This is a genomic window from Dorea formicigenerans (assembly GCF_025150245.1).
Lineage (GTDB): Bacteria > Bacillota > Clostridia > Lachnospirales > Lachnospiraceae > Dorea > Dorea formicigenerans.
Genome location: NZ_CP102279.1, coordinates 3,137,324 through 3,160,144 on the forward strand (window position 1 = coordinate 3,137,324; position 22,821 = coordinate 3,160,144).

Genomic DNA, 22,821 nt, shown 5'->3' on the forward strand with positions numbered 1-22,821 from the left:
TTCGATATTGTGATGCAGTTTTTATCCCAAAAAGAGTAAAAATCGAATTATCCGCATAAACACAGGGATTTTAAGCAATATGAAACAAAAAATAAAAGAATTTTACCACTAATTTACTACGAATGAAAGAACCTTGATACGACAGAGAAAACAGCATAAATAAAGGCAAAATTGGCATTTCATACAGAATATGAGATGTCTTTTTTGTTGCTGTAATACAGTATAACTATTCTTTTTCTGCTTGATTATTAATCATTTTTTAGGACATGAATTGTCAAGAGCTTGTTGCGTAGCAATGTTTACACTCTTGATAATTTATGGAATAAAAAATATTCTGACAGATACTAGAAAAGTGATGACTACTCAATTTTCTAATGATATAATATGATAAATAATAATAGATAAACTTGAAGTGATTAAGGAAGTGTATGCCATGAAAAAATTTTTGAAAATAATGTTAATCATAATTGGAGCGATTTCTTTGATTTTTGTAGCTCTGATAGGGATTGGTTTATTTGTTGATGTTGAATATGATGACCATATTGAAAATGGTCGTTATACTTATGTTCCGGAAGAAGAAAATAAAGATAATGAATACGTGGAATTTACGATAAATGATTATGATAAAAATAATGCCAAGCTTGTATATTATGACACGATTGAAGAAGCTATTCAACTTTCCACTTTGAATGCTGAAAATGAGGAACTTTCGGTTCCTGCTGATTTTCTTAATCATGTTGATGAAACCTTGCATATATGGCAAGGCAAAAAATATGATACGATTTTCTATCGGGCTGGAAATGATAACGATGATATTCAAGGCTTAGTAATGGCTCGTTGTAAAAAGCAGATACAGAATGGGCATACACAATACGCATTTATAAATGCTACACCGGTTACAACGAAACGAGATAGAATTTTGTTAGATGATATTACAGAGCTTATTCACTCTTCTTTGAAATTAAGTGATTTCCAACAAGACTTAAACCCCGATTATCCAAGCAAGCGTTTTGTTTACGGCTATGCACATGATAAAGAAATCTATTCATTGGAAGTAGAAGGACAAAAACCGGACGGTGTAATTGAAATCAATGTATATGACAGAGTCATGTATCTATGGTATTACAATGACTTACAAAGTAACAAAAGAGGTGACTGTTTAAGCTATTCGGTAGATGTACCTAAATAAAATGACATTTTTACATAATACTATATTATTAGTTAGGCAGACGGAGTGATCCAGACACGGTGGCAGGAAAATCTTTCAGATTTTTCTGCCATGTCTTGCAAGTGGCTGGTTTACTTCGTCTGTGAGCGAGCCTGTGGCGAGCGAAGATTAAGCCCCCGTTATCTAACAAGGGGGGCACAAAAAACAAAAGACACTATACACTAACAGGCGGAAAACGCTGTATTTACAAGGCAAAACCGCATTTTATAAGATGTGATATAAAAAGTATCTATTTCACAAAAGAAAAACAATAAATTTAAACATTATAATATTTTAATTTTTGTGGTAATGATATGCAAACTTTTTAGGAGGGAAGATATGGATTGTAAAATGACTGATATTATTGCTATTATTTCAAGTATCATTGCTATTGGTTATTCAATTTATTCCATAATTACTAAAAGTTATATTCGTCAATACAACCTTGAAAAATTTGAACATTTTTCTTTAAATCAGAAGAAAGTTTGTATTGTTTTCAATTTTATTATGACACTTATAATTGGGATAAGTGGGGTGTATATATTGCTATTATACTTATTCTAATGGGATTGAAAGCATTTATGTAGCAAATAGCAAAATTTTATAAGTGAAACGAGGTACTCTATGGAAAAAAAGGAACTTATCAAACTATATTTACAAAATGTGGATAAAATGTTTGGATATGCCAACATGAACGCATATATTGATGAGCGATTAAAGAAGTATACGAAATACTGTCAAAGTAAAAAGCCAGAAGAACAGATTATTATATGGCTGAAATTATTGCATGAAAATTTCGGAAAAAAGATTGTTTATTTAGGAAGTTACTTAGCATTACAAGAAAAGGATATGAGCTATTTAAATAATGCGTTCAATTCGGCAGTAACATGGGGACAACTCACAATAACAAACAGCGGTTGCGACCATTCCATTCACGCTTGGAATATTTTACCACATATATTCTGTGCAAACCGCTTTCGTGACATTGAAAAAATATTTCCAAAAGAAAACGGACTTAGTAAGAATGCAGATTTATGAGTGGTTATAAGAAGTATCTGCCAAAAAGAAAACACCGATAAAGCCTGTAAAATAGGGATATATCGGTGTTATAAGAACTTATGAAAAGATAATTAGAAATTTATTTTATGTTTTAATGGACAAAACAATTGTCAAGGATGGATGGCTATATAGAAATGGATTTTTAAGGAAGAACTGTAAAATAAGATTAACGGATATTACCCAGATGAAAAGAAAAAAGAATTTATTTGGAGAAGCTCTTATTTTATATAAAAATCAGAAAAAAATCGCTAAAATTTCTGCCCGAAATAGAAATGTGGACTGGCTGCAAGTAAAGATTGCAGAAATAAAAAAGGATAAGAAGAAATTAGAACGTAAAAAATGAAAAATGTGAATCATATAGGGAGATTGAGTTTATGGATAATGTCATTAGATTAAGTAAATTTGTAAAAAATTTAGGAATAGTAACAACAGTTCTTTTTTTAATAATCGTACTGGTAACATTTGTTACAGGAAATATGGGGGTTGCGATATGTTTTATGCCTTTTGTATTTTTAGGTATTGCTTTAATTTTGGCATACAAGAAACAAATAATTGTAGTAAATGAAGATGAAATTGTATTTAGCTATCTGGTTAAGAAAACTCAGCATATAAAATATAATGATATTCGTTGTATTTTAATGATTCCATTAAATGGTAGAACAGATGTCATATTAATTGATAAGATGTACAATAGACTTGTTACTCTGGAGCAAGTGTATGTAAATTATGATATTTTATATGATACACTTATAAAACATGAAATAGATCTTGTGGATTTTGGTGAGTTAGTTGAACAGAACAAAGATGTATCAAAGTATGTACCTGCTTTAAACTGGATAGAAAAGAATTTCTATAAATCTATATGTAATGAGAATACAACTATCAAAAATATGTCAAAAACAATAGAAAAAGAAAAGCGTAAAAAAACAAAGCAATTTTTAAAAGCTTTAGGTTGGATTCTAATAATTGCTGATGCGGTAGCATTTTTTATTGGTGGCAAAACAATGTTAGTTATATTTATAATGGTTTTGATGATTACATATGCAGTGTATATAAAATATTATCCATATATATTTATAGAAGTCACCACAAAAAAAGGACAAGAACTGGCGTATCAATTACCATTTATGGGTGCAGCAATAGCAATGCTTTTATCCCTGAATACGAGTAAACTCTTTAATTATGAATTTGGAAACTATATGAAGATTACGGCAATTATTACTGCTTTACTTGCACTGCCATTTATTATTAAATCTTTAAAAACAGATGTACCACAGAAATTTGGACGTAAACTTTCAGTTGTATTTGCTGCTTTTATAATCGCATTTACAATTAGCTTCCCAATAAATTTTTTATTTACATTTGATGGGGCAACTCATGAAATTGCAATTGTAACAGACAAAAAGATTAGCAGTGGTAAAACTAGAGATAGAGAGTTATATGTAAGTTGTAATGGTAAAAGAGAAATATATACTGTTTCAAACAGTGAATATGAAAATACATCAATAGGCGATAGTAAAAGAATTTGTAGAAGAAAAAGTGCATTAGGATTGGAATATAGTACGATACATGATTAATATTTATTTAAAGATAAGGAAGGAATATATAAGATGAAAATATTGTTAGCAGTAGTTGGAGGATTATTATTACTGATATTCCCTTTTATAGTTATGAAAAAAGCAAAAGTAACAAAAGAAGAAAATACTGATGAAGCAAGGAAAAAATTTAATGTGTTTCTCATTTGTATGATACCTGTTCCTCTAATAGGCTTCATATTTCTTTTAATAGGGCTTAGAAGTTTTTTATAAAATTAAATAAAGGAGAAAAATGTTAAAAAACAATGATATATCAATACCAGAAGCCTGCTATGCAGATTTATGTAAGGTGGGTTTTTTTGAAAGAAAACAGGTTAAATTAACAATTATATGGAATGAAAAAATAAGCAGAAATAAACAAATACTTACACTTAAGAAGTTATATCCTGAATTAAATAAAGTGTCTACAGTTGAAATCTATAAAATTACAAAAAAACGAAGAAATGGCAATTTGCAGAGATGGGATGGGGATTTGCTGTTGACTTTTCGCATAAAGCAGAAAAAGCGGGGATAAAAATATTGTTAGAAGAATAACTAAAAATCTTGCTAATGTATAAGTTAAGTAAAAAATAGAATGAAAAATAATCATATAGCAGAGGAGATTGGGTAATATGAAGGAACAAAAGAAATCTTCTTGGGGAGCGGTTCTGGTGTCATTTTTAAAGGAATTTCTATTAAACTCATTCGAAGCCCCAGGTCATCTTTATTATGATGAAAATTTAACTAATGAAGGAAAAAGAAAGAAAAATTATATTTGGAGGGTGCTTCTACTGGTGACTGCGGTAGGAGTAGCTTTGCTTCCTGTTATAGCTTGGAACATGTTTGTTCCAGATGTGCTATGGGCAAAAATAGTTACCGTTGTAGTGTGTGAAGGCTATGTTGTTTTTATAGTAAGTATGGAGATTATCCAAATAAAGGATGAGCTAAAGGAAGATATGTTAAAAATAGGGGGATATAAAATTACTCCCAAAGGAAGTATTTCCCTATTTAAAGAAATTGATTTTAAGATTGCTCAAACAGAGTATTCTTATACAATATTGATTTCTAAGAAACCTTTAAAATGGCTTTATAAGAAGTTTTATGTTACAATCTATGGAAGACATGGAAAAGTAAAAAAGATTGAATTGGTTCGAGCAGACAAAAAGTATTCTACGAAATATGAGACAATGAATGGTACAGTCTTAGAAAAGTTGCAAGAAGAAAATAATAGGTTTTTAAGGAAATGCTTAGGTACTCCCAGTAAAAAGAGTATGACAGGCGTCGAATATTATTATGAGTGGGGACAAATACAATCCTTCTATGATGATCGTTCTTGTCAAACAGGAATTGTAATTATGTTTTAAAATAAGGAATATTGTATCTCTTGCTTCCGTATGCAGAAAGATTACATCGGTACAGAGAAATGTGGTAGTGATACACCAAAGAACACAGGCGAAACCTTATATCTCGGTTCCACAAGTAGCGAATCTTTCAAAAGAGAGAGATGGGTAAAACTTCGCTGTTTATATAATAGTAGGGGACGATGTTTTATCCCCTGCTATTATACGTTTTTTAGCATGTTTTCACCAATATTGCTTGGTACCTAACCGATTTTTCAAATAACATCTGATTCCAAGATATACTCCCTGAGAAAGTACGAAAAGCAATAGAAGATTTACGGAAAGTGCTTTTTTAATTGCTTCTCCAAAATAAATGATGACAGCAGTACTTGTCAGTATCATCAGTAGAGTAATAACATCCCAACAGTTTTTCTTATATAATTCTATAACCTTTATTTCTATCAGTATCGCCAGTATCCCTGTCCCTGCCACACATATTCCGACAACCAATATCAGAAATAACCAATATACCATTCCGGCTATAAAAGGATTTGGAATTTTTGTGCTAATCTGTGCCACAGATTGCCCGGCATCAATTGTCCAACCGATAAAAGTTTGTAGGAATGACGCTGCATCATGGAAGAATGATTTACAATCGGAAAGGAACACATCGGACTGTACTGCCTGAAAAAGAGTGGTTGTCAGCGAATACCATGCAAGAAGGAACAAGGTTGTTTGGAACATTACCGTTTTTGCTTTATACTGTCCGGCAAGTCGCTCTTTTTGTGTTCCGTATTTCGCTTTTTCATTCTGATAGGCTGTCCGGTCACAGGATTCACATTTTTCATAGAGTACCGGCTTTTCTACCGGTATCTCTACGATTTTCTGATGTGTCCGGGCATAATCCCGTTGTTGTGTTAAACAGCGTATTTTATTTTGATATTCCCCGATCATGACGTTTGCGCTTCGCAGCTTCTCTTTCTCGTTCCGCAATGCTCTGTCTGCCAGCTTCAAGTCGTTCTTTAATGCTTGAATATTCCCGGCTCTGTTCTCTTTGTTTAATTTCTCGTTCAAGATCAGAGATTCGTTGAGCTGCGTCTTCAGTTCCACGATAAGCTGGTCTTTCTGTTCCAGTTCTTCTTGTATCTCCTCGGTCAGGAGCAGAAGCTCTTCCAACTGTTCGGCGTTCTTTAATTCTCTGGATTCGTTCATCTATATCACGTCCTTTCTCTATCTGCTGTTCCAGTTCAGCAATTCGGTGTTATCCTCTGCTGATTTGGTCGTTTCAATCAATACGCTACATTCTTCCATCGTAATTCAGCCCTTTCTTTTTAATTTTGAATATGAAAAAAGCAGTCGATCATAAATGAAAGGCTGCTTTAAATCATATCCTTTATTGCTTTGTGTGGAGATTTAACTGATTGTCTATGTCCCGTCCGGCATACATTACTCTAAGTATTGTTACAACTTTTTTATCGCTGTCTGGAATATAAAGTACCACATAATTGTCTACTGGTAATACACGAAGTCCACGACTTTTCCACGGTTCTTTTTCATATTTTCGATAACGCTCCGGCATCGTATCCAGACTTAATATCTGTTCTTCCAGACGGTCAAGCTGTCCGCTTGCATTTTCCGGCGATTGTAATTCAAAAGAAATATATTCAAAAATCCCTCTCAAATCACTGTCAGCCTGTTCGGATAATTCTACTTCATATATCATAAGCCATAATCCTTGCGAATGTCAGCAAATGCTTTCTTCGCATTTTTTGTCCGTCCAGCCTGCATATCCGCATATCCTTTCTCCAATTCTTCATTGAACTCTGCTTCTGATAATGTGCTGATATCAACAGGTCTGTCAGATGGTATTTTTACTTCAAACGGAAGTCCTCTCTGTAAGATAATCTGTTTATAAAACATATTGATAGCACTGGAAGCAGGGATACCAAGTGTAGACAGGATACTTTCTGCTTTTTCTTTGACATCTGGTTCAATCCTTGCATATAAATTTGCTGATTTTGTAGCCATATAAAACATCTCCTTTCGTGAGTAGTATTTCCATCTATCTTTATTATATGCAAATGTCCGCACAATAGCAATACTAATTTTATGCTCCAATAATCTTATTGAATAACTGTAACAATACATCTTTTACGCCGGACGCATTGAATACAAGACCAACGGCTACTAAGGCAACTACCAAGAATCCGATAAGTTTGGAAAACTCACGCTTACAGGATAATCGAACTACTGCATACTAACCGCCACAGGGAACTCCTAATCCCTTGCTCATGAGGGGAAGAATAGTTTATCATATTGTAAAAAAATATAAAAAAATATAAAAAGTTTTTGTGTTTTTAAATGATTTGTTAAGGTTAGTTGTTTATATATAGAGAAGAATAATTAAGAGAAAAGTGATGGATATGATACAAGACTGGATGATAATAAACAAAATTAAGATGGGAGATCCTGATGCATGGGATATTTTAGTACATAAATATTATGATAGTGTGTATTTTTATTGTGTTCGCAGATGTTATGGAGACTGCGATATAGCTTCTGATTTAACACAGGATATTTTTTTAAAATTGGTAGAAAGTTTACCTAGATACCGATTCATAGGAAAATTTCAAAATTATCTATACACTATGGCTGTCAATACTTGCAATAATTATTTGAAAAAAAGACATATTGAGCAAATAGAACTCACAGATAATTTTACAACTGATTTAGACACTTCATTGATTGATGAAATATTACATGATGAGAGAAAAGAAACGGTTCAAAAAGCACTTGATTTACTTCCTGAAATACAACGAGAGGTTGTGATACTACGGTATTATCACGATTTAAAGGTAAAAGATATTGCGACAATTACTGGCGTGGGGGTATCTACTGTACAGTCACGTATTTATCAAGGCCTTAGAAAATTAGAAAAAGTTTTAGAAAGAGAGGAATTTTATGATGGATAAAAAAGATATTATATCGAAATTGGCTGGTTATAAATTAGAAGGTGATATAGAAGGACGTGAAAAAACCATCGAATTAGGATATGAAATAATGATTAGACTTGAAATGAGTCGACATTCTTACTTTGAGCTATTCCTGTCAACTTTTCGCTTCATACATGTTCATACTTGGATAATTCAATTATTCATCTTTCTATCAGGGATAACTATGGCATTAAATTTTAAAAATTTACAGCCGATAAGTGAAATAATGTTATGCATTACAGGTGTAATATTCATTTCGGCTTTATTTTTTTTAGATGAATTATTCAAAAGTTTTACTACAGGAATGTGGGAATTGGAACAGACATTCAAATATGATTTGCGACAACATATTATGATGAAATTATTGATTTTTGGCATTATTGATATGGTAATTGTTATTTTGCTTTCTCTTATGACTAAATCTATAGTATCTTTGCCTTTGTATCAGATATTAGTCTATGTACTTGTTCCATACAATATTGTTTGCATTATTTTATTTTCGCTTATAACTATATGGAGAAAGCAATTACATAATTATTTCCTATGGTGTATATCGGGAAGTATTTGTGTCGCAGTTATTTTAATTGCAAATATCTTTAAAATATATGAAATCCGAATGCTTTATTGGGGAATAGCATATTTCATTACAACGACAATATTAGGGATTATCTTATATTCTCAAACTAAAATAATCAAATGGGAGGTAGCTTCAGTATGGAATTAACTATTAATAATATAACAAAACAATATGGGAATGTAACTGTGCTTGATGATGTGTCGTATCGATTTACTCCTGGAATTTACGGAATATTAGGTGCTAATGGGGCGGGTAAAACAACTTTATTTCGTATTATTTGTGGACTGATGAGAGCAAATTGTGGAAATATACAATATGACCATAAAGATATTGCTCTGCAAGCAGAATATTATCGCTCGATTCTTGGATTCTTACCACAAGATTTTCGATACTATCCTGATTTTACAGGATTAAATTTTATGATGTATATCGCTTCATTGAAAGGCTTAAATGGGAAAATAGCAAAAAAGAGATGTTTAGATTTATTGATTCAGGTTGGCTTAGATGATGTGAAAAATAAAAAAATCAGAAAGTATTCTGGCGGAATGAAACAGAGACTAGGTATCGCTCAAGCAATGATTAATAATCCGGAAATTTTAATATTAGATGAACCTACGGTAGGGCTCGATCCCAAAGAGCGAGTTAAATTTAGAAAACTGATAAGTTCGTTTGCATCAGAAAAAATAGTATTATTGTCTACACATATTGTATCAGATATAGAATATATAGCAGATGAAATCATTATTCTAAAAAAAGGTAGAATTGAAAATACAGGCACAATAAGATATTTGTTGAAAGATATTAACAAGTGTGTATGGGAATGCCTGGTTCCAGAAAAAGAAGTAAATCGAATTGAGCAAGTATATACAGTAAGTAATCGTAAATATGGAGAAGACGGAGTTGTTCTTCGACTTATTTCAAGGGAAAAACCTTTTGCAAATGCGAAACAAGTTGATCCGGTTTTAGAAGATTTGTATTTGTTTTATTTTAGAGAGGGGGAATGAGAGTATGACATCGCTAATTAAGTTTGAACTTGGGAAAATATTGAGAAACCGAACTGTATTTGGTGGGATTGTTGTAGGATGCTTAGTCCTTCTGGGGATTTTTTTTGTTGGGTATCACTATTCACAGCTATCAATGAGTGAAGCGAGTAATAAGAAAAAGGGGTTTGAAAAGAGCCTCGATGTAATAATAGATGAAAAATATTCTGGAGAGTTTACAGATGAAAAAGTTAAAATGATTCTGTCTGATTCTATGAATAATTTCCAAGAGAATGAAGAGAAAAAAGTTGTTAATAAGCCTTTTTATCCATTTTATTGGGAAATGGGAGATACTTTTTTTTCAAAAGATGCCGAAAATGTTTATTCAGAAATGATTGAACAGGTTAATAAAGGCCAAAGATTAACAATAGAAGACGTGGATTTATATTCATTGGACGAGGTTGGATTTAAAAAATTTGATACTCCTTTGACATTAGGAAATTATGTTCCATGGACAGACTTATATCGAGTACTTGGATATATATATGCTCTTTTGTCCATAATTACAATATTGGTATCTTCCATAGTGTTTTCAGATGATAATTCTAAAAATATCAATCAGATTCTGTTAGTTACAAAATATGGAAGAAACAAAATGATATTTGCTAAATTGATTGCGACAAGTATTATTACAGTGAGTTTATTTATTATTTTTCAATTGGTCAACATAGGTGTTTTCTCTACAATGTATGATATGAGCGGATGGAATTCAGACATACAAACAAATTTGTCGTTGGGATTATTTGACTTCCCTTTGCAATATAACCATATTCAAATATACTTTTTAATTCTTGTCATGCAATTAGTTGGTATTGGATTTGTTGAGAGTGTAACATTGTTAATATCAGCTCTTATGCATTCATCTATGTCAGTATTAGCTGTTTCATTAGGGGTATATATATTACCATTATTGCTGGTGCAAATGATAAAAACAGGGGTAGGTAACAAAATTTTGTATTTGTTTCCAATAAATAATTTGAATGTACAAAATATATTAGGTATTCTATATTCAAAAGATGCTTTTTTCTTCCATTCCTTCTTCATTAATATAGGATTTATATTTATTTTTCAGCTCTTAATACGAGTAGGGATGCAACTATATTGCTTTATTTATATTAAACATTGGAAGTTTTAATGATTTTTTCAATGAAAATGCAATTGAAGAAAAAATATGATATCATGTGAGTAACAAATCGGAATTTGTGTGTGGAGGTGATGGTTGTGAAGAAAAAAGTAACAATAGCGTTTGTCATCACTGGCATTCTTGCTATAAGTACAATGATTATATTTTCAACATATAAGTCTTCGGAAGCCTATCGAAAAGCAAAAGCAAAGACACAGTGGGAGTGTTCTGTGGTCTGTGCGGAAAAGTCAACGCCTGATTCCTATGTAATTACATATTCTGACGCAAAAATTTTGTCTAATACAGGCGTGTTGACAGTTCAGAACAGAAACGATTTTGACATTACTGTACATCTGCTCTGTGAAGGAAAACAGGAACTTGTATCTGACAGTATTCCTGCTGGCGGTTGCTATTCTTTTCAGAATGTTACAGATAAAGAATACACGGTAGGTATTCATGCTGAGGTTGATGAAAATACGGATATAAAAGCATTTGTATATGATGGAAAAGACACTGAACCATATACAAGATAAATGGTTTCTAATTGCAAGATAAATTCAAGTTTGCCGAAATATTTTTATAACTTTCCCTATTTTACAGGCTTTTTAGCCTATTCATTAGTGAAATGATATGTATTTTCCCTTATTTTTGCCCTTATGAGATAATCGTAAGGGAAATAAGGGAAAGTTTTATTTAGTCGTTGCCTGCCACTTTATCAAGTAACTTTGCGGATTCCCGTTTGGCTTTTCTCGTGGAGTGGGCGTAGACATTCATTGTGGTACTGACATCTGAGTGCCCTAACAGTTCCTGCACATCCTTTGGTGCTGCTCCGTTTGCCAGAAGGTTGCTTGTGTAGGTGTGTCGCAACTGGTGAAAATGAAATCCTTCAAATCCATCCAGTTTCTGAGCAATCTTCCTGCAAACAATTCCTAACGTACTTGGCAGTTCCAGACTTCCATCCGGTCTTAAGCAGACAAAGGATATTTCCTTATAATCTTCTGGAACATTCTCTGTTCCGTCCAGATGATAGAACTCATAGTAAACTCTGTTTTTGTCTTTTACTTCTCTGTAGTAGTTTTTGTGGTAAAGTTCTCCGTACTGCATTCGGTTTTTAAGTTGTTCCTTTCGGGCATTGCGAAGAATCTCTGCCAGTGTATCTCCAAAATCAACAATCCTTACCTTTTTTCGTTTGGTTGGTCCGATGATATTCTTGTGCCTTGAACCATCATATCGGATACTGCGTCTGATTGTAAGGCACTGTTCTTCAAGATTTACATCCTGCCATGCCAGACCACAGGCTTCACCGATACGAAGTCCTGCATAATAAGCTATCTGGATTGGAAGAATTGCCGGTGGATTGTAATCCTGTAGAAATTCAATCAGTCTTTCATAATCCTCTCGTGGAATTGGCTGTATATCGCCATCCATGTCATCATCGGAAAACAAGTCAACCTCATCCGTCTGGTATTTCAGCTTAATATACTGCATAGGATTGAAGGTGATATATTGCTTTGGTGATACTGCAAATCGAAATGACTGCTGTAATACTGCCGAGAAAGAACGAATGTAATCTTTGCTGTAGCCTTTTCTTTCTGAACCATCGGGATAAGTGCCACCAAAGGAAAGCAGATCGAAGAAGGCTTGTAAATGCTCAGATGTTACATTTTTCAGCTTTCTTTCTGAAATTGGATGCTTCTTGATATTGGTAATAGCACCGAGGTAATTCTGGACTGTCCCATTACTGAGCGTACCGGTTTTTAATTCTTCCTCTGCCCATATATCAAGTAGTTCTCCAACTGTAATATTTTCCGACTTTGCAATGAATTTCTTGCTTTCGTAATCGTCCATTGCCTGACGGAGCAGTTTTTCCGTTTCATTTTTACTTTCTGTTCCAGCGTATTCTTTTTGAACAAGATTGCCGCTTGCATCTTCTACATAGAAGCGGTAGTACCATTTCTTTCCTTTTTTTCTTACAGATCCTTTTGCCATAATCGTGTGTCTCCTTTCGATATCAGACAATCGGAACTGATGAAATGCTTCTTGCGTGTAAGTATATCATAACTCCGGTTGTCGTTCTATACCGAATCGGAATCCTCATACAAAACTTCTGATAAAAGATTTTCAAGCCTTTGTTCTGCCATTTCCGGTTTCTTGGAATAGAGCCTTACAATATCTGCCATGTCATTAAAGGCATTAACAGTATGGGTGATCTCCCGGAGAAACATAATCTCGTTATATTCATCATTCGATTCAAACCCCATTACCTTTGCAATATCCGCTTCATTCGTGTTACCCTTGTAATTCTTGCAGGCAAACTGGAATGATTCCAGAAACAGGTTATATTGCTTTAACATCAACAGCAGTAAATCTTTGGAAAAAGCATCTTCCTTTTTACTAAGGTCGAGAGGTAGCTGTTTGAGAATATCGCCCATTGCATCACGAATCTGTAATTCTTTCTTATCCGTAATATCGGTTTCGTATTCATCGGTTTCACCTCTGAGCCATTCAATAGATACATGAAGTGCTTCCGAAAGACCTTCCAGCACCATCTTTTTGGTATTGTCAATCGAACCATTCTCATAACGCAGGATTGTGGAAGCGGTAACTCCCATCTTCTCTGCAACATAAGGCTGTGTCAGATTTAATTCCAGACGACGCTGTTTTGCTCTGCTGCCTATCAGCTTGCGTAGTTCTTTATCTTTCATGCTGATTGCCTCCTTTTTCGGTATGTATGAATTATAGCATGTACCTTATATGATTGCAATATGCAATTTAATGATTATTTTTAAAATTTCATAACGCTTGACAACGCAATATAAAACCGCTATACTAACAGCACAACAGAAATTGCATAATGCAATTTGCAAGGAGGTGACGAGATGACGGAAAGAAAGATTGCATTATCCATCGAGGAAGCAGCCGACTATACAGGGATTGGCAGAAACACTTTGAGAAAACTGGTTGAATGGAAGAAACTTCCGGTATTAAAGGTTGGAAGAAAAGTCCTTATTAAAACTGACATTCTGGAAAAGTTCATGGAAGTCAACGAGGGACGAGATCTGAGGGATAAAGGAAATGTAAAAGCTGTCACAAGAAATGTGGCAACTTAAAAAGGCGGCTTCTTACGAAACCGCCAAAGGTTCTATCAGACCGAAGCCATGATATACCTACACGCAAGAGGATTATACCATGTGCTTCTCCTGATATGCAACCGGGAACTGTTGTTTATCGGAAAAAGAAAGGATGAAGACGATATGGCGAAATCAACAAAGACTTATGAAGAAAGAATACGTGCATTAGAGAAAAAGGAACAGGAAAGCATTGAAGCTACAAAAAAGCTCATAGCACAGCGGAAGGAACTGGAAAAGAGAAAGAAAGCCGAGGAAAGTAAAAAACGAACCCACAGGCTCTGTCAGATTGGCGGTGCGGTGGAATCAGTTCTTGGATGTCCGATTGAGGAGGAAGATTTACCAAAACTAATCGGCTTCTTAAAAAGGCAGGAAACAAACGGAAAGTTTTTCTCAAAAGCGATGCAGAAAGAACCAGTCACAGACATGGAGGAAGTGTAATGGCGGAGGGAGTGGGTTTTCCATTCCCTTCATTGCCTTTGAATGAAGGGCGCACTTATGGACAACCAGAGGTCGTCCTTATAAGTTTGCCACAAGTGGCAACCGGTCTGCGCTTACGCTTGCCGGGCTCGTTCCGTCGGCGGGGCTTTCAGCCAGACCTGCTCATGCCGCAGGGGGCACTCTTGCGCAGAGGGCGTTCCGACAGCTTCACTCCTGTCAAACCTGAAGAAAGTGCTGTCGGAAATCAATGCCGGATACGGCAGAAAGGGGGAATCGTATCATGGCGATATTTCACTTTACAGTAAAGATTGTCGGACGCAGTAAAGGAAAATCTGTCATATCCGCATCGGCATATCTTAATGGAGATGTGATGAAAAATGAGGAAACAGGCAGGATCAGCTACTACACTTCCAAAAAGGAAGTCGTCTACACCAGTCTGATGATGTGTGAAAATGCACCTCCTGAATGGCTGCATGTACCGGAAGAAAATATAAAAAGGTTTCAACAGTCTATCCGTTATAAAAGGGCAGGCGATAAGGAAGCCGCACTGGAAAAGTTTAAAATCACATTTCAGAAACAGCGGCTATGGAATGAGGTATTGAAGATAGAAAAAAATGCAGATGCACAGCTTGGACGCTCGTTTGAATTTTCCTTACCGAAAGAATGGAGCAGACAGGAACAGATTGATTATACAACCGAATATATTCAAAAAACTTTCGTGGACAAGGGAATGTGTGCCGATTGGAGCATACACGATAAGAACGATGGAAACCCACATGTCCATTTACTTGTAACCATGCGACCATTCAATCCGGATCATTCATGGGGCAACAAAGAAGTCAAGGACTGGGATTTTGTCAGAGATACTGAGGGAAATATCGTGGTTGATGAATCCCACCCGGATTGGTGGCAGGATAAGAAAAATCCAGACCGTCATGGAATCCGTATTCCGGTACTTGATGAAAACGGAGTACAGAAAGTCGGGGCAAGAAATAGGAAACAATGGAAACGGGTTCTGACCGATGCTACCGGCTGGAACAATCCAAAAAATTGTGAGTTATGGCGAAGCGAATGGGCAAAGATGTGTAACTGGCATTTATCCATAGACAATCAGATTGACCACCGCTCTTATGAAAGACAGGGCAAATTAAAAGTCCCTACTATCCATGAGGGTGCAGACGCAAGAAAGCTTGAGCAAAAATATCTCAACGGACAAATAAGGAAAGGTTCATGGAAGGTCGAGGAAAACCAGATGATTAAAAAACAAAATGCACTATTGCAAAAGGTAATTGAAACCTTTGGTAAGGTATCCGGTGCATTGTCGATGTGGAGGGAGTGGCTGAATGACATTAGAAGAAAGCAAAGAAGTAATTCCCATGATGGAAGCAATGATTACACAGATAGAGGAACAGCAGAATATCATGGCAGAGATGCTTCAGGAGATACAGGAAAAGGACGAGAAGCTGATGTGTTTTCAGGAGCAGGAAGAACGATTGAAGCAATTAGAGAGCGAATTATCAGAGCTGCTTCAAATCTTGCCGGATACAGAAGAACTGTTGATGCTTCTGGAAGAAAAGACAGACCAGATACAGAAACTCACAGACGAAAATCAGCAATGGCAGAAATTGGCACAGAAATTAAACAGCGAGAACCGGCTATTGCAGAAACAGAACAGCGAATTACTGAACTTGAACAGCAATTAGAGAAAGGAAGGTTGATTGATGAACGAATTAAGAAACTCAAAGAGCGACGATCAACTGGAAGAGTTGCTTCTGCTGACAGAGCAGATGCAGGAAGAACTCGACCAGAAAGACCGGACTATTCGGGAACTGAAAATGCAGCTCGACGAATCGCTGACCTTGAACGAGAGGTTAAACAGCGAGAACAGAGCAGGGAACATTCAAGCCTTAAAGAACGACTTGAGGAAAACAAAAGAATTGTTGCAGAGCGAGAAAGAGAAAACGCACGCTGCCGAAATCATGACAGAGGAATGTCAAGATAAGCTAAGGCAGGCAGAACAGGAACGGGACTATGCACTCTCTCATCAGAAAAAAGTAGAGATACCGGTTGAAAAGCCGGTACTCTATCAAAAGTGTCAGAATTGTAATCAGACAGCTTATCTGAAAGCCAAAGAAAAGTATGATACGCAAAGGGAAAAACTGGCAGGCAGATATAAAACAAAAACAGTCATGTATGAAGCATTGATGTTTCTGCTGATATGGTATTCCGCATCAACTACTCTTTTTCAGATGATACAGTCAAAGGTATTTATTTCTGATTGCAGAATATTCTTTGATGCAATCGGAACTTTCACACAGACTATTGCTGGCTGGATTGCACTGATAGGAAAGAATGTGGCACAGATTAGTAATGGAATATCCAATCCAGTCATTGCCAGAATTATATACTGGCTGATAAGAATATTGATTTGCGGTGGATGTCTGGTGGGGGTAGGAATACTTGTAGCGTTTATAGAGATAAAGATTGCAGGGTTATATAAAAAATACTGTTGGGACATAATTACCGTACTGGTGATACTTATAAGCATCGCAATAGCAATCTATTTCGCAGATTGGATAAGGACAATATTACCAGTCAATCTACTGTTTCTATTGTTATTGGTACAGGTAATATATGTCGTGATAAGATGGTATGTGAAAGGCTGGCGGGAAACAAGGGGATATTACTAAAACATACTATACCATGCCTAAAACTGTTAAACAATAAATCGGCATAATTGGTCATTTCATGATGCAAGATAAAAAGACTGATTATGTCGATATACAGATTCTGTGAGTGAATGAAAGTGGATAACTTGTTTTGTCCGAGCAAGGGAACTATAATGTTTTGGTAGAAGTAAAAAAGACAACCATTTGGTTGAGAAAAAAAGATGCAGAAAAACCTATTGACGGAATAATAAAAAATCAAGGAGTAATCATGATAGAAAACAAGATAATATTGATTGAAGATGATAAAGAAATAAGAGGAATGATAAACGATTATTTATCAGGAGAATTTGAAGTGACAGCTTTTAATGATGGTATGTCAGCTATCCAGAAAATTACAAGCTATGATGAATATGCGCTTGCGCTTATTGATCTTATGTTACCGGATATAAGCGGGATGGAGATTATTAAGATAATTCGTAAAGTCAGCAAGATACCAATTATTATTATTACTGCTAAAGACAATGATATAGACAAATCATTAGGATTGAATTTGGGTGCTGATGATTATGTGGTAAAACCTTTTTCACTCATTGAGCTTACTGCTAGAATAAAGGCTAACATCAGACGAGCAAGAACCTACCAGGCGTTACCGAATAATTCAATTATCAAAATTAAAGATATAGAAATCGACCCTCATAGTCACATGGTTCAGCGCAAAGGAGTAACCATAGATTTAACGCCAATTGAATTTCAAATTTTATACATTTTAGCAAGCCATCCGGGGCAGGCTTATTCAAAGGAAAGGCTATATGAACTGATTTGGAAAGAACCATATTTTGGAAATGAAAATGTGTTGAATACACACATCAATCGTCTTCGCTTGAAATTGAAGAGCAATGCAGAAGACAGTACAGCCTATGTTAAAACTTTATGGGGCATTGGATATAAGATGGAGGAGAAATAGATGATGATTTTATTTGTGGTTCTTTCATTTGTTATGGTTTTTATATTGATCTGGCAACAGATACAGCATAAAAAATTAGTACGAGAAATTGATTATATTACAAGTAGGCTTGATACTATTTCTGTCATTTCTGAAAATGGCTTTGTACTTGTACCTACAGATAATGATAGTATCAAGAAATTAAGCGCTGCACTTAATAAGCTGCTTCAGGATTTTTATACAAAAAAGTCACAATTTGAGCAGAGTAAACAGGCAATGGCGAAAGTCCTTACAAACATCTCTCACGACATCCGAACTCCACTCACTGTTCTAAAAGGAAATAGTGAAATGCTTTCCAATATAACAAACACTTACTCTGCATCTGAAAATGTTCATGCTATGGCTGTTAAAATAGACCAAAAGGCTGATGATTTAATCTCAACAATTAACGACTATTTTACAATGTCTAAAATAACTTCTGGAGATTTTTCTATTAAAATGAAAAAGGAAAATATATCAAGGATTTGCCAAGACACAATTTTGGACTACTATGACCTTCTTGAACAGAAACAATTTGAAGTCAATATTCAGATACCGGATACACCGATTTTTGCCTATACAGATAACGAGGCGTTACAACGCATTTTAAAAAATCTGATAGACAATGCCATCCGACATGGTGGTGATGGTAAGTATATTTCTTTAAGGCTCACCACATCAAATGGAAAAAACATTATTGAAATAGAAGATCGAGGAGATGGGATATCACCACAGCAGCAAAAACAGATCTTTGAAAGGAATTATACAACAGCCCGAAAAACTTCCGGCAGTGGTTTGGGGCTTTCAATTTCAAAATGTCTTGCTGAACAAATTGGGGCAGACTTAGAAGTTTATAGTGTACAAAATGAGCAAACTATTTTCTCAATCATCTTGAAAAAGTTAGAAAATCGTTAGATTTATGACAGAGAAAAGAGAAGTCCATTTTGTATAATGGCAGCTATAAAGGAGGCACACAAAATGGATTATATTATGGAAACCGTAGGTTTGCGAAAAGCCTACAAAGATAATATTGTTGTAGACGATGTAAATATGCATATATCTAAAGGGGCAATATATGGCTTTGTTGGTCCAAACGGCGCAGGAAAAAGCACGGTTATGAAAATGATTTTGAGTCTTATCCAGCCAGATGCTGGAGAGGTTCAGCTTTTAGGCGAAAAAGTTACCAGTCACAGTTATGAAATATTCAAAAAGGTTGGTTCTATTATTGAGAATCCATACTTTTACGATAAAATGACTGCCAGACAAAACTTAGAGCTGCACTGTGAGTATATGGGATTTCCCAACAAGGAACGAATCGATGAGGTTTTGCATTTGGTGGACTTGCAGAATGTCGAGAAAAAACAAGTTTGTCATTACTCGTTGGGTATGAAACAACGACTTGCTATTGCAAGAGCTATTCTGGCAAAGCCAGAATTTTTGATTTTAGACGAACCGATCAATGCTTTAGACCCTGAGGGTATTCGTGAAATGCGAACTCTTTTTCAACGGCTAAATCAAGAAGATGGAACAACTATTTTTATATCCAGCCACATTCTATCCGAAGTGGATCTTCTTGCTGATACGATTGGAATTATTCAACACGGAAAACTCTTAACAGAATTACCTATCGAAGAAATCCATAAGCATCAAACAGATTATATCAGCTTGCAGGTTGACGATGTGACTCGTGTTGCTGCACTGCTTGAAAACATGAGAATCACGAATTTTAGTGTATTAGATAAAGAATTTATCCACATTTATGATTCTGATATTTCAGGTAAAACTCTGTCAAAAGCCATCATTGAGAACGGGATTGGTTTGGAGAGCATGGGACGCAAGCAAGACACACTGGAAGATTTCTTTTTCCAGCTTACAGAGGAGGAAAAATGAGATGACACATTTGATCAAACTGGAACTGAAAAAATTTGGTATTGCACAAAATATTATCTTTATGTTTGCAGCAATTCTTTTCAGCATCCTTTTCATTACAATATCTTTATGGGATAGCATGACAGACCCCAAACAGGTCAAAGACACATTTGAAAGCACATACCTTGTCATTGGCTTATTGATGTCATTCATTTTTCTTGTGTACTCGTCGGTCTTAACGGCAAAGCTGGTTATTGGAGAATATAATCATCGAACAATTACGATTATGTTTTCTTATCCTTTAAACAGAATAAAATTGATTGCCAGCAAATTAACTATAATCATGGTTTATACAGCGATTTCAATGACGATTGGATATATCTGTTGTAGCAGTTATATTATATTTGCGGATAAATCCTTTAATATGCTGGAGGGAACATTTCAACCATCAATGCTCCGAACATGGATACCAATGGCAATAACCACTGTGATTATATGTATGGTGCTGTCTCTGTGGTCATTTATTATTGGCATGATCAGAAAATCTGTTCCTGCAACAATCGTTACTTCTTTGATTGTTATTGTGTTACGGCAAGTTATTATCACCAAAAACACAACCAATCAGGAGTCCATAATGCAAGTTATCTTAGTTGCTATTGTTACCGTCATTGCTACACTACTTATCTTTAAAAGAAAAGTGCCTGAACTATATTGATTATTTCTATTTTTACAAATGGTAAAAGAAAAAGCCGTCGCAAAGCAGATTCAATTTCATGTATTTATATAACGGCGGCTTTGATTTTTAAAGTCAATGTTTTTAGTGATTACACAAACAGATGACAACTTACATGTATGTGGTAGCTGACGTAAGTTTGGATTATTTTAAAAGATTTCCAATGAATCTTCCGCATCTACCCACATCTGCATATTCCCATCCAGATATAATCGTACATATTCAAGCGGTTCATCAATTGCAAGTGCATTTAATGCACAATCTGAGCCAGGCGTAGTTTTTAAATCCTTTTCTGCTTCCCAACAGTCAATGCGGAGCATATAGCTCGCAGAGGTATAAACATCAACACTATTACGTTGTGGATTGTATTCTGCAAATATTGTTCTCATTGTATCAAATCTCCTTATCATTCAATCAATCATTTCTTACAAAAATCAGAAGCGTTTCAATCAGTTCACCATGTCATTTTCATTTTGTGCTATAATGTGTTATCAGTTTTTTTGCCCTTGTATTTGCCCTTATCAGAGTTCGTAAACACTGGTGGGACGATATAACACAAGGGAAACAATAAGGGAAAGCTCACCTGCGCCAAACTTAGTGTTTTCAAAGGCTTGAGAGATATTTGATAATAAAATATAACAATTATTAAATCCCTTGGAATACATGAAATCTCAATTCAAGTTTGTTGAATTAAAAATGAAATAAAGTTCCAGTAATCATAGAGTGTATGGATTCAATTCCATATGCTCTTTTTCTTTACTGAAAAATCTAATGTTACGAGTTTCTTACGAGTGGTATTAAAAAACTCGCAAGAAGACTCGTAAAAGATATTTCGCCCTGCTTATTCTTGTAGTAACCAATCAGCTATATCGTGAATTTCGATTCCTTCATAACTATATTGGGGATGTTTGGTTCTGGCAATAATCATTTTCGGATAAGCATCTCGAATCTGAAGCAGAGGAGAGTATTCTCTCTCAAATGTTTCCTGCCCGGAAATGTTGTCGCTGACCTGAATATAAATCTTCTCGCCGCCTCTCTGAGCAACAAAGTCGATTTCCTTTTGATAGAGCTTGCCGACATAAACATCATATCCACGGCGAAGAAGCTCGATGCAAACGATGTTTTCATATACTCTGCCATAATCCATATTTCTGCTTCCCAGTATTGCATATCGAATACCGCTGTCACACAAATAGAACTTTTCAGAGCTTTCAAGGTATTTCTTACCTCGGATGTCGTATCTCTTAATATCATAAAATACAAAAGCATTGCACAAATACTTAATGTACTTGCCGACGGTTACATGATTGGTTGGAGTCTCATTTGCTGTCAGCAGCTGACTGACCTTGTTAGGAGAAGTCAGATTGCTGATATTGTCCATCAAGAACTCGCTCAGACGCTGCAAAACCAAAGTGTCCGGCAGAGCATATTTCTGTACTAAGTCCCGTGTAACAATGGTTTCGTAGACTTCTTTTATATAGTTTGTTCTGTCTTTTTCAGTTTTATAAGCATAGGAACCGGCTAAACCGCCCTTGATAGCGTACTCATCAAAGAGCTTATCTTTGTCACTAATATCATCATAAAATTGGCAATATTCCTGGAAGCTGAAAGGAAACACATGAATTTCAATATAGCGTCCGGTAAACAGAGTTGCCAGATCCGCACTCAACAGGAAAGCATTAGAGCCTGTTACATAGATGTCGTATTTTCCCTTAGAGTACAGGCTGTTGATTGCCAGCTCAAACTTGGGACACATCTGAACCTCGTCCACAAACAGGTAGTTCGTTTTGCCTTCCTGATAATGTTCTTCCACATAGGCGTGTAAGGCATGGTATTCCTTGATTTCTTCATACATTAAATCCATGAAGTCAATGAAGATAATATTGATGTTTTCAAAGTTACTTTTCAGATACGCAATATACGCCTGCATCAATTTGGACTTACCAGATCGACGAATACCCGTGATAATCTTGATGTCAGGAGTGCCATTCAGTTCAATGATTCTATCGAGATATTTTGCTCTTGTGATTGTTTTCATTTAGTCACCCACTTTCAAAAATTGAAGTTTTTTTTATTTTTCGAAACC

Annotated in this window: 28 protein-coding genes and 1 pseudogene; 21 read left to right on the forward strand and 8 right to left on the reverse strand. The window is 35.2% G+C overall.

Annotated elements, in window-relative coordinates:
* Window positions 1-433 precede the first annotated feature (433 nt).
* The 7 genes from NQ560_RS15310 (at window position 434) to NQ560_RS15340 (ending at window position 5,204) form a co-directional block, all read left to right on the forward strand.
* A complete protein-coding gene (locus tag NQ560_RS15310; protein ID WP_040015611.1) occupies window positions 434-1,189 on the forward strand; it encodes a hypothetical protein in 756 nt (251 codons plus the stop codon).
* 642 nt (window positions 1,190-1,831) lie between these two features.
* On the forward strand, window positions 1,832-2,245 hold the full coding sequence (locus NQ560_RS15315) for a hypothetical protein (RefSeq protein WP_005334777.1): 414 nt from the start codon (window positions 1,832-1,834) through the stop codon (window positions 2,243-2,245).
* A gap of 205 nt (window positions 2,246-2,450) precedes the next feature.
* Complete coding sequence (locus NQ560_RS15320) at window positions 2,451-2,609, forward strand: hypothetical protein (RefSeq protein WP_226901469.1); 159 nt, start codon at window positions 2,451-2,453, stop codon at window positions 2,607-2,609.
* Between the two features lie 31 nt (window positions 2,610-2,640).
* Complete coding sequence (locus NQ560_RS15325; protein WP_005334774.1) at window positions 2,641-3,843, forward strand: hypothetical protein; 1,203 nt, start codon at window positions 2,641-2,643, stop codon at window positions 3,841-3,843.
* A gap of 33 nt (window positions 3,844-3,876) precedes the next feature.
* Window positions 3,877-4,074, forward strand: coding sequence for a hypothetical protein (locus NQ560_RS15330; protein ID WP_005334773.1), 198 nt, complete (start codon window positions 3,877-3,879; stop codon window positions 4,072-4,074).
* A 19-nt stretch (window positions 4,075-4,093) separates the two neighbouring features.
* The gene (locus NQ560_RS15335) at window positions 4,094-4,375 is read left to right on the forward strand and encodes a hypothetical protein (protein WP_005334771.1); all 282 of its coding nucleotides are present in this window, start codon (window positions 4,094-4,096) and stop codon (window positions 4,373-4,375) included.
* 97 nt (window positions 4,376-4,472) lie between these two features.
* Window positions 4,473-5,204, forward strand: a complete 732-nt coding sequence (locus NQ560_RS15340) for a hypothetical protein (protein ID WP_005334769.1) — start codon at window positions 4,473-4,475, stop codon at window positions 5,202-5,204.
* Window positions 5,205-5,423: 219 nt separating this feature from the next.
* Here the strand turns inward: NQ560_RS15340 and NQ560_RS15350 are convergent, their stop codons facing one another.
* The 4 genes and pseudogenes from NQ560_RS15350 to NQ560_RS15365 all read right to left on the reverse strand — a co-directional run bounded on the left by NQ560_RS15350 (window position 5,424) and on the right by NQ560_RS15365 (window position 7,208).
* Entirely contained in the window at window positions 5,424-6,134 is a 711-nt protein-coding gene (locus NQ560_RS15350; protein WP_008369915.1) for a DUF6040 family protein, read from the reverse strand.
* Window positions 6,112-6,441, reverse strand: a pseudogene (locus NQ560_RS15355) (MobA/MobL family protein); the annotation flags it as partial. The pseudogene NQ560_RS15355 and the gene NQ560_RS15350, both read right to left, overlap by 23 nt.
* A gap of 132 nt (window positions 6,442-6,573) precedes the next feature.
* Window positions 6,574-6,903, reverse strand: coding sequence for a type II toxin-antitoxin system RelE/ParE family toxin (locus NQ560_RS15360; protein WP_005334765.1), 330 nt, complete (start codon window positions 6,901-6,903; stop codon window positions 6,574-6,576).
* The gene (locus NQ560_RS15365) at window positions 6,900-7,208 is read right to left on the reverse strand and encodes a type II toxin-antitoxin system RelB/DinJ family antitoxin (protein WP_029471590.1); all 309 of its coding nucleotides are present in this window, start codon (window positions 7,206-7,208) and stop codon (window positions 6,900-6,902) included. Before NQ560_RS15365 ends, NQ560_RS15360 begins: the two co-directional genes overlap by 4 nt.
* A 389-nt stretch (window positions 7,209-7,597) precedes the next feature.
* Here NQ560_RS15365 and NQ560_RS15370 point away from each other — a divergent pair, with 389 nt between their 5' ends.
* The 5 genes from NQ560_RS15370 (at window position 7,598) to NQ560_RS15390 (ending at window position 11,446) form a co-directional block, all read left to right on the forward strand.
* Window positions 7,598-8,152 carry an RNA polymerase sigma factor gene (locus NQ560_RS15370; protein WP_005334762.1) on the forward strand — a complete coding sequence of 185 codons (555 nt, stop codon included), beginning with the start codon at window positions 7,598-7,600 and terminating at the stop codon, window positions 8,150-8,152.
* Window positions 8,142-8,897, forward strand: a complete 756-nt coding sequence (locus NQ560_RS15375; protein ID WP_005334761.1) for a hypothetical protein — start codon at window positions 8,142-8,144, stop codon at window positions 8,895-8,897. The genes NQ560_RS15370 and NQ560_RS15375 overlap by 11 nt, the downstream gene beginning before the upstream one ends.
* Window positions 8,888-9,754 carry an ABC transporter ATP-binding protein gene (locus NQ560_RS15380; protein WP_005334760.1) on the forward strand — a complete coding sequence of 289 codons (867 nt, stop codon included), beginning with the start codon at window positions 8,888-8,890 and terminating at the stop codon, window positions 9,752-9,754. Before NQ560_RS15375 ends, NQ560_RS15380 begins: the two co-directional genes overlap by 10 nt.
* A gap of 4 nt (window positions 9,755-9,758) precedes the next feature.
* Window positions 9,759-10,925 (forward strand): ABC transporter permease subunit, encoded by a 1,167-nt coding sequence (locus tag NQ560_RS15385; protein ID WP_005334758.1) that lies wholly within the window; start codon window positions 9,759-9,761, stop codon window positions 10,923-10,925.
* Between the two features lie 80 nt (window positions 10,926-11,005).
* Window positions 11,006-11,446 (forward strand): hypothetical protein, encoded by a 441-nt coding sequence (locus tag NQ560_RS15390; protein WP_005334752.1) that lies wholly within the window; start codon window positions 11,006-11,008, stop codon window positions 11,444-11,446.
* Between the two features lie 160 nt (window positions 11,447-11,606).
* Here the strand turns inward: NQ560_RS15390 and NQ560_RS15395 are convergent, their stop codons facing one another.
* Window positions 11,607-12,902, reverse strand: coding sequence for a tyrosine-type recombinase/integrase (locus NQ560_RS15395; protein WP_005334751.1), 1,296 nt, complete (start codon window positions 12,900-12,902; stop codon window positions 11,607-11,609).
* 86 nt (window positions 12,903-12,988) lie between these two features.
* On the reverse strand, window positions 12,989-13,618 hold the full coding sequence (locus NQ560_RS15400; RefSeq protein WP_003505395.1) for a helix-turn-helix domain-containing protein: 630 nt from the start codon (window positions 13,616-13,618) through the stop codon (window positions 12,989-12,991).
* Between the two features lie 174 nt (window positions 13,619-13,792).
* Here NQ560_RS15400 and NQ560_RS15405 point away from each other — a divergent pair, with 174 nt between their 5' ends.
* From NQ560_RS15405 to NQ560_RS15445, 9 genes are all read left to right on the forward strand, one after another.
* Complete coding sequence (locus NQ560_RS15405; protein WP_040015609.1) at window positions 13,793-14,023, forward strand: helix-turn-helix domain-containing protein; 231 nt, start codon at window positions 13,793-13,795, stop codon at window positions 14,021-14,023.
* A gap of 144 nt (window positions 14,024-14,167) precedes the next feature.
* Window positions 14,168-14,482 carry a relaxasome subunit MobC gene (locus tag NQ560_RS15410; RefSeq protein ID WP_040015697.1) on the forward strand — a complete coding sequence of 105 codons (315 nt, stop codon included), beginning with the start codon at window positions 14,168-14,170 and terminating at the stop codon, window positions 14,480-14,482.
* Window positions 14,482-14,787, forward strand: a complete 306-nt coding sequence (locus tag NQ560_RS15415) for a hypothetical protein (protein ID WP_040015608.1) — start codon at window positions 14,482-14,484, stop codon at window positions 14,785-14,787. The genes NQ560_RS15410 and NQ560_RS15415 overlap by 1 nt, the downstream gene beginning before the upstream one ends.
* A complete protein-coding gene (locus NQ560_RS15420) occupies window positions 14,763-16,484 on the forward strand; it encodes a MobA/MobL family protein (RefSeq protein WP_040015607.1) in 1,722 nt (573 codons plus the stop codon). Before NQ560_RS15415 ends, NQ560_RS15420 begins: the two co-directional genes overlap by 25 nt.
* On the forward strand, window positions 16,462-17,172 hold the full coding sequence (locus tag NQ560_RS15425; protein WP_005334741.1) for a DUF6040 family protein: 711 nt from the start codon (window positions 16,462-16,464) through the stop codon (window positions 17,170-17,172). The genes NQ560_RS15420 and NQ560_RS15425 overlap by 23 nt, the downstream gene beginning before the upstream one ends.
* A gap of 157 nt (window positions 17,173-17,329) precedes the next feature.
* Window positions 17,330-18,115: a response regulator transcription factor gene (locus NQ560_RS15430; protein ID WP_233420480.1), complete on the forward strand. Its 786-nt coding sequence runs from the start codon at window positions 17,330-17,332 to the stop codon at window positions 18,113-18,115.
* Complete coding sequence (locus tag NQ560_RS15435; RefSeq protein WP_005334739.1) at window positions 18,116-19,048, forward strand: sensor histidine kinase; 933 nt, start codon at window positions 18,116-18,118, stop codon at window positions 19,046-19,048.
* A 63-nt stretch (window positions 19,049-19,111) separates the two neighbouring features.
* Window positions 19,112-20,023, forward strand: coding sequence for an ABC transporter ATP-binding protein (locus NQ560_RS15440; protein ID WP_040015606.1), 912 nt, complete (start codon window positions 19,112-19,114; stop codon window positions 20,021-20,023).
* Between the two features lies 1 nt (window position 20,024).
* Window positions 20,025-20,717 (forward strand): ABC transporter permease, encoded by a 693-nt coding sequence (locus NQ560_RS15445; RefSeq protein ID WP_005334737.1) that lies wholly within the window; start codon window positions 20,025-20,027, stop codon window positions 20,715-20,717.
* Between the two features lie 167 nt (window positions 20,718-20,884).
* Here the strand turns inward: NQ560_RS15445 and NQ560_RS15450 are convergent, their stop codons facing one another.
* Together NQ560_RS15450 and NQ560_RS15455 are read right to left on the reverse strand one after the other, a co-directional pair.
* Entirely contained in the window at window positions 20,885-21,124 is a 240-nt protein-coding gene (locus NQ560_RS15450; protein WP_015515747.1) for a DUF6061 family protein, read from the reverse strand.
* Between the two features lie 452 nt (window positions 21,125-21,576).
* Window positions 21,577-22,773 (reverse strand): ATP-binding protein, encoded by a 1,197-nt coding sequence (locus tag NQ560_RS15455; protein ID WP_005334733.1) that lies wholly within the window; start codon window positions 22,771-22,773, stop codon window positions 21,577-21,579.
* Window positions 22,774-22,821: the final 48 nt, after the last annotated feature.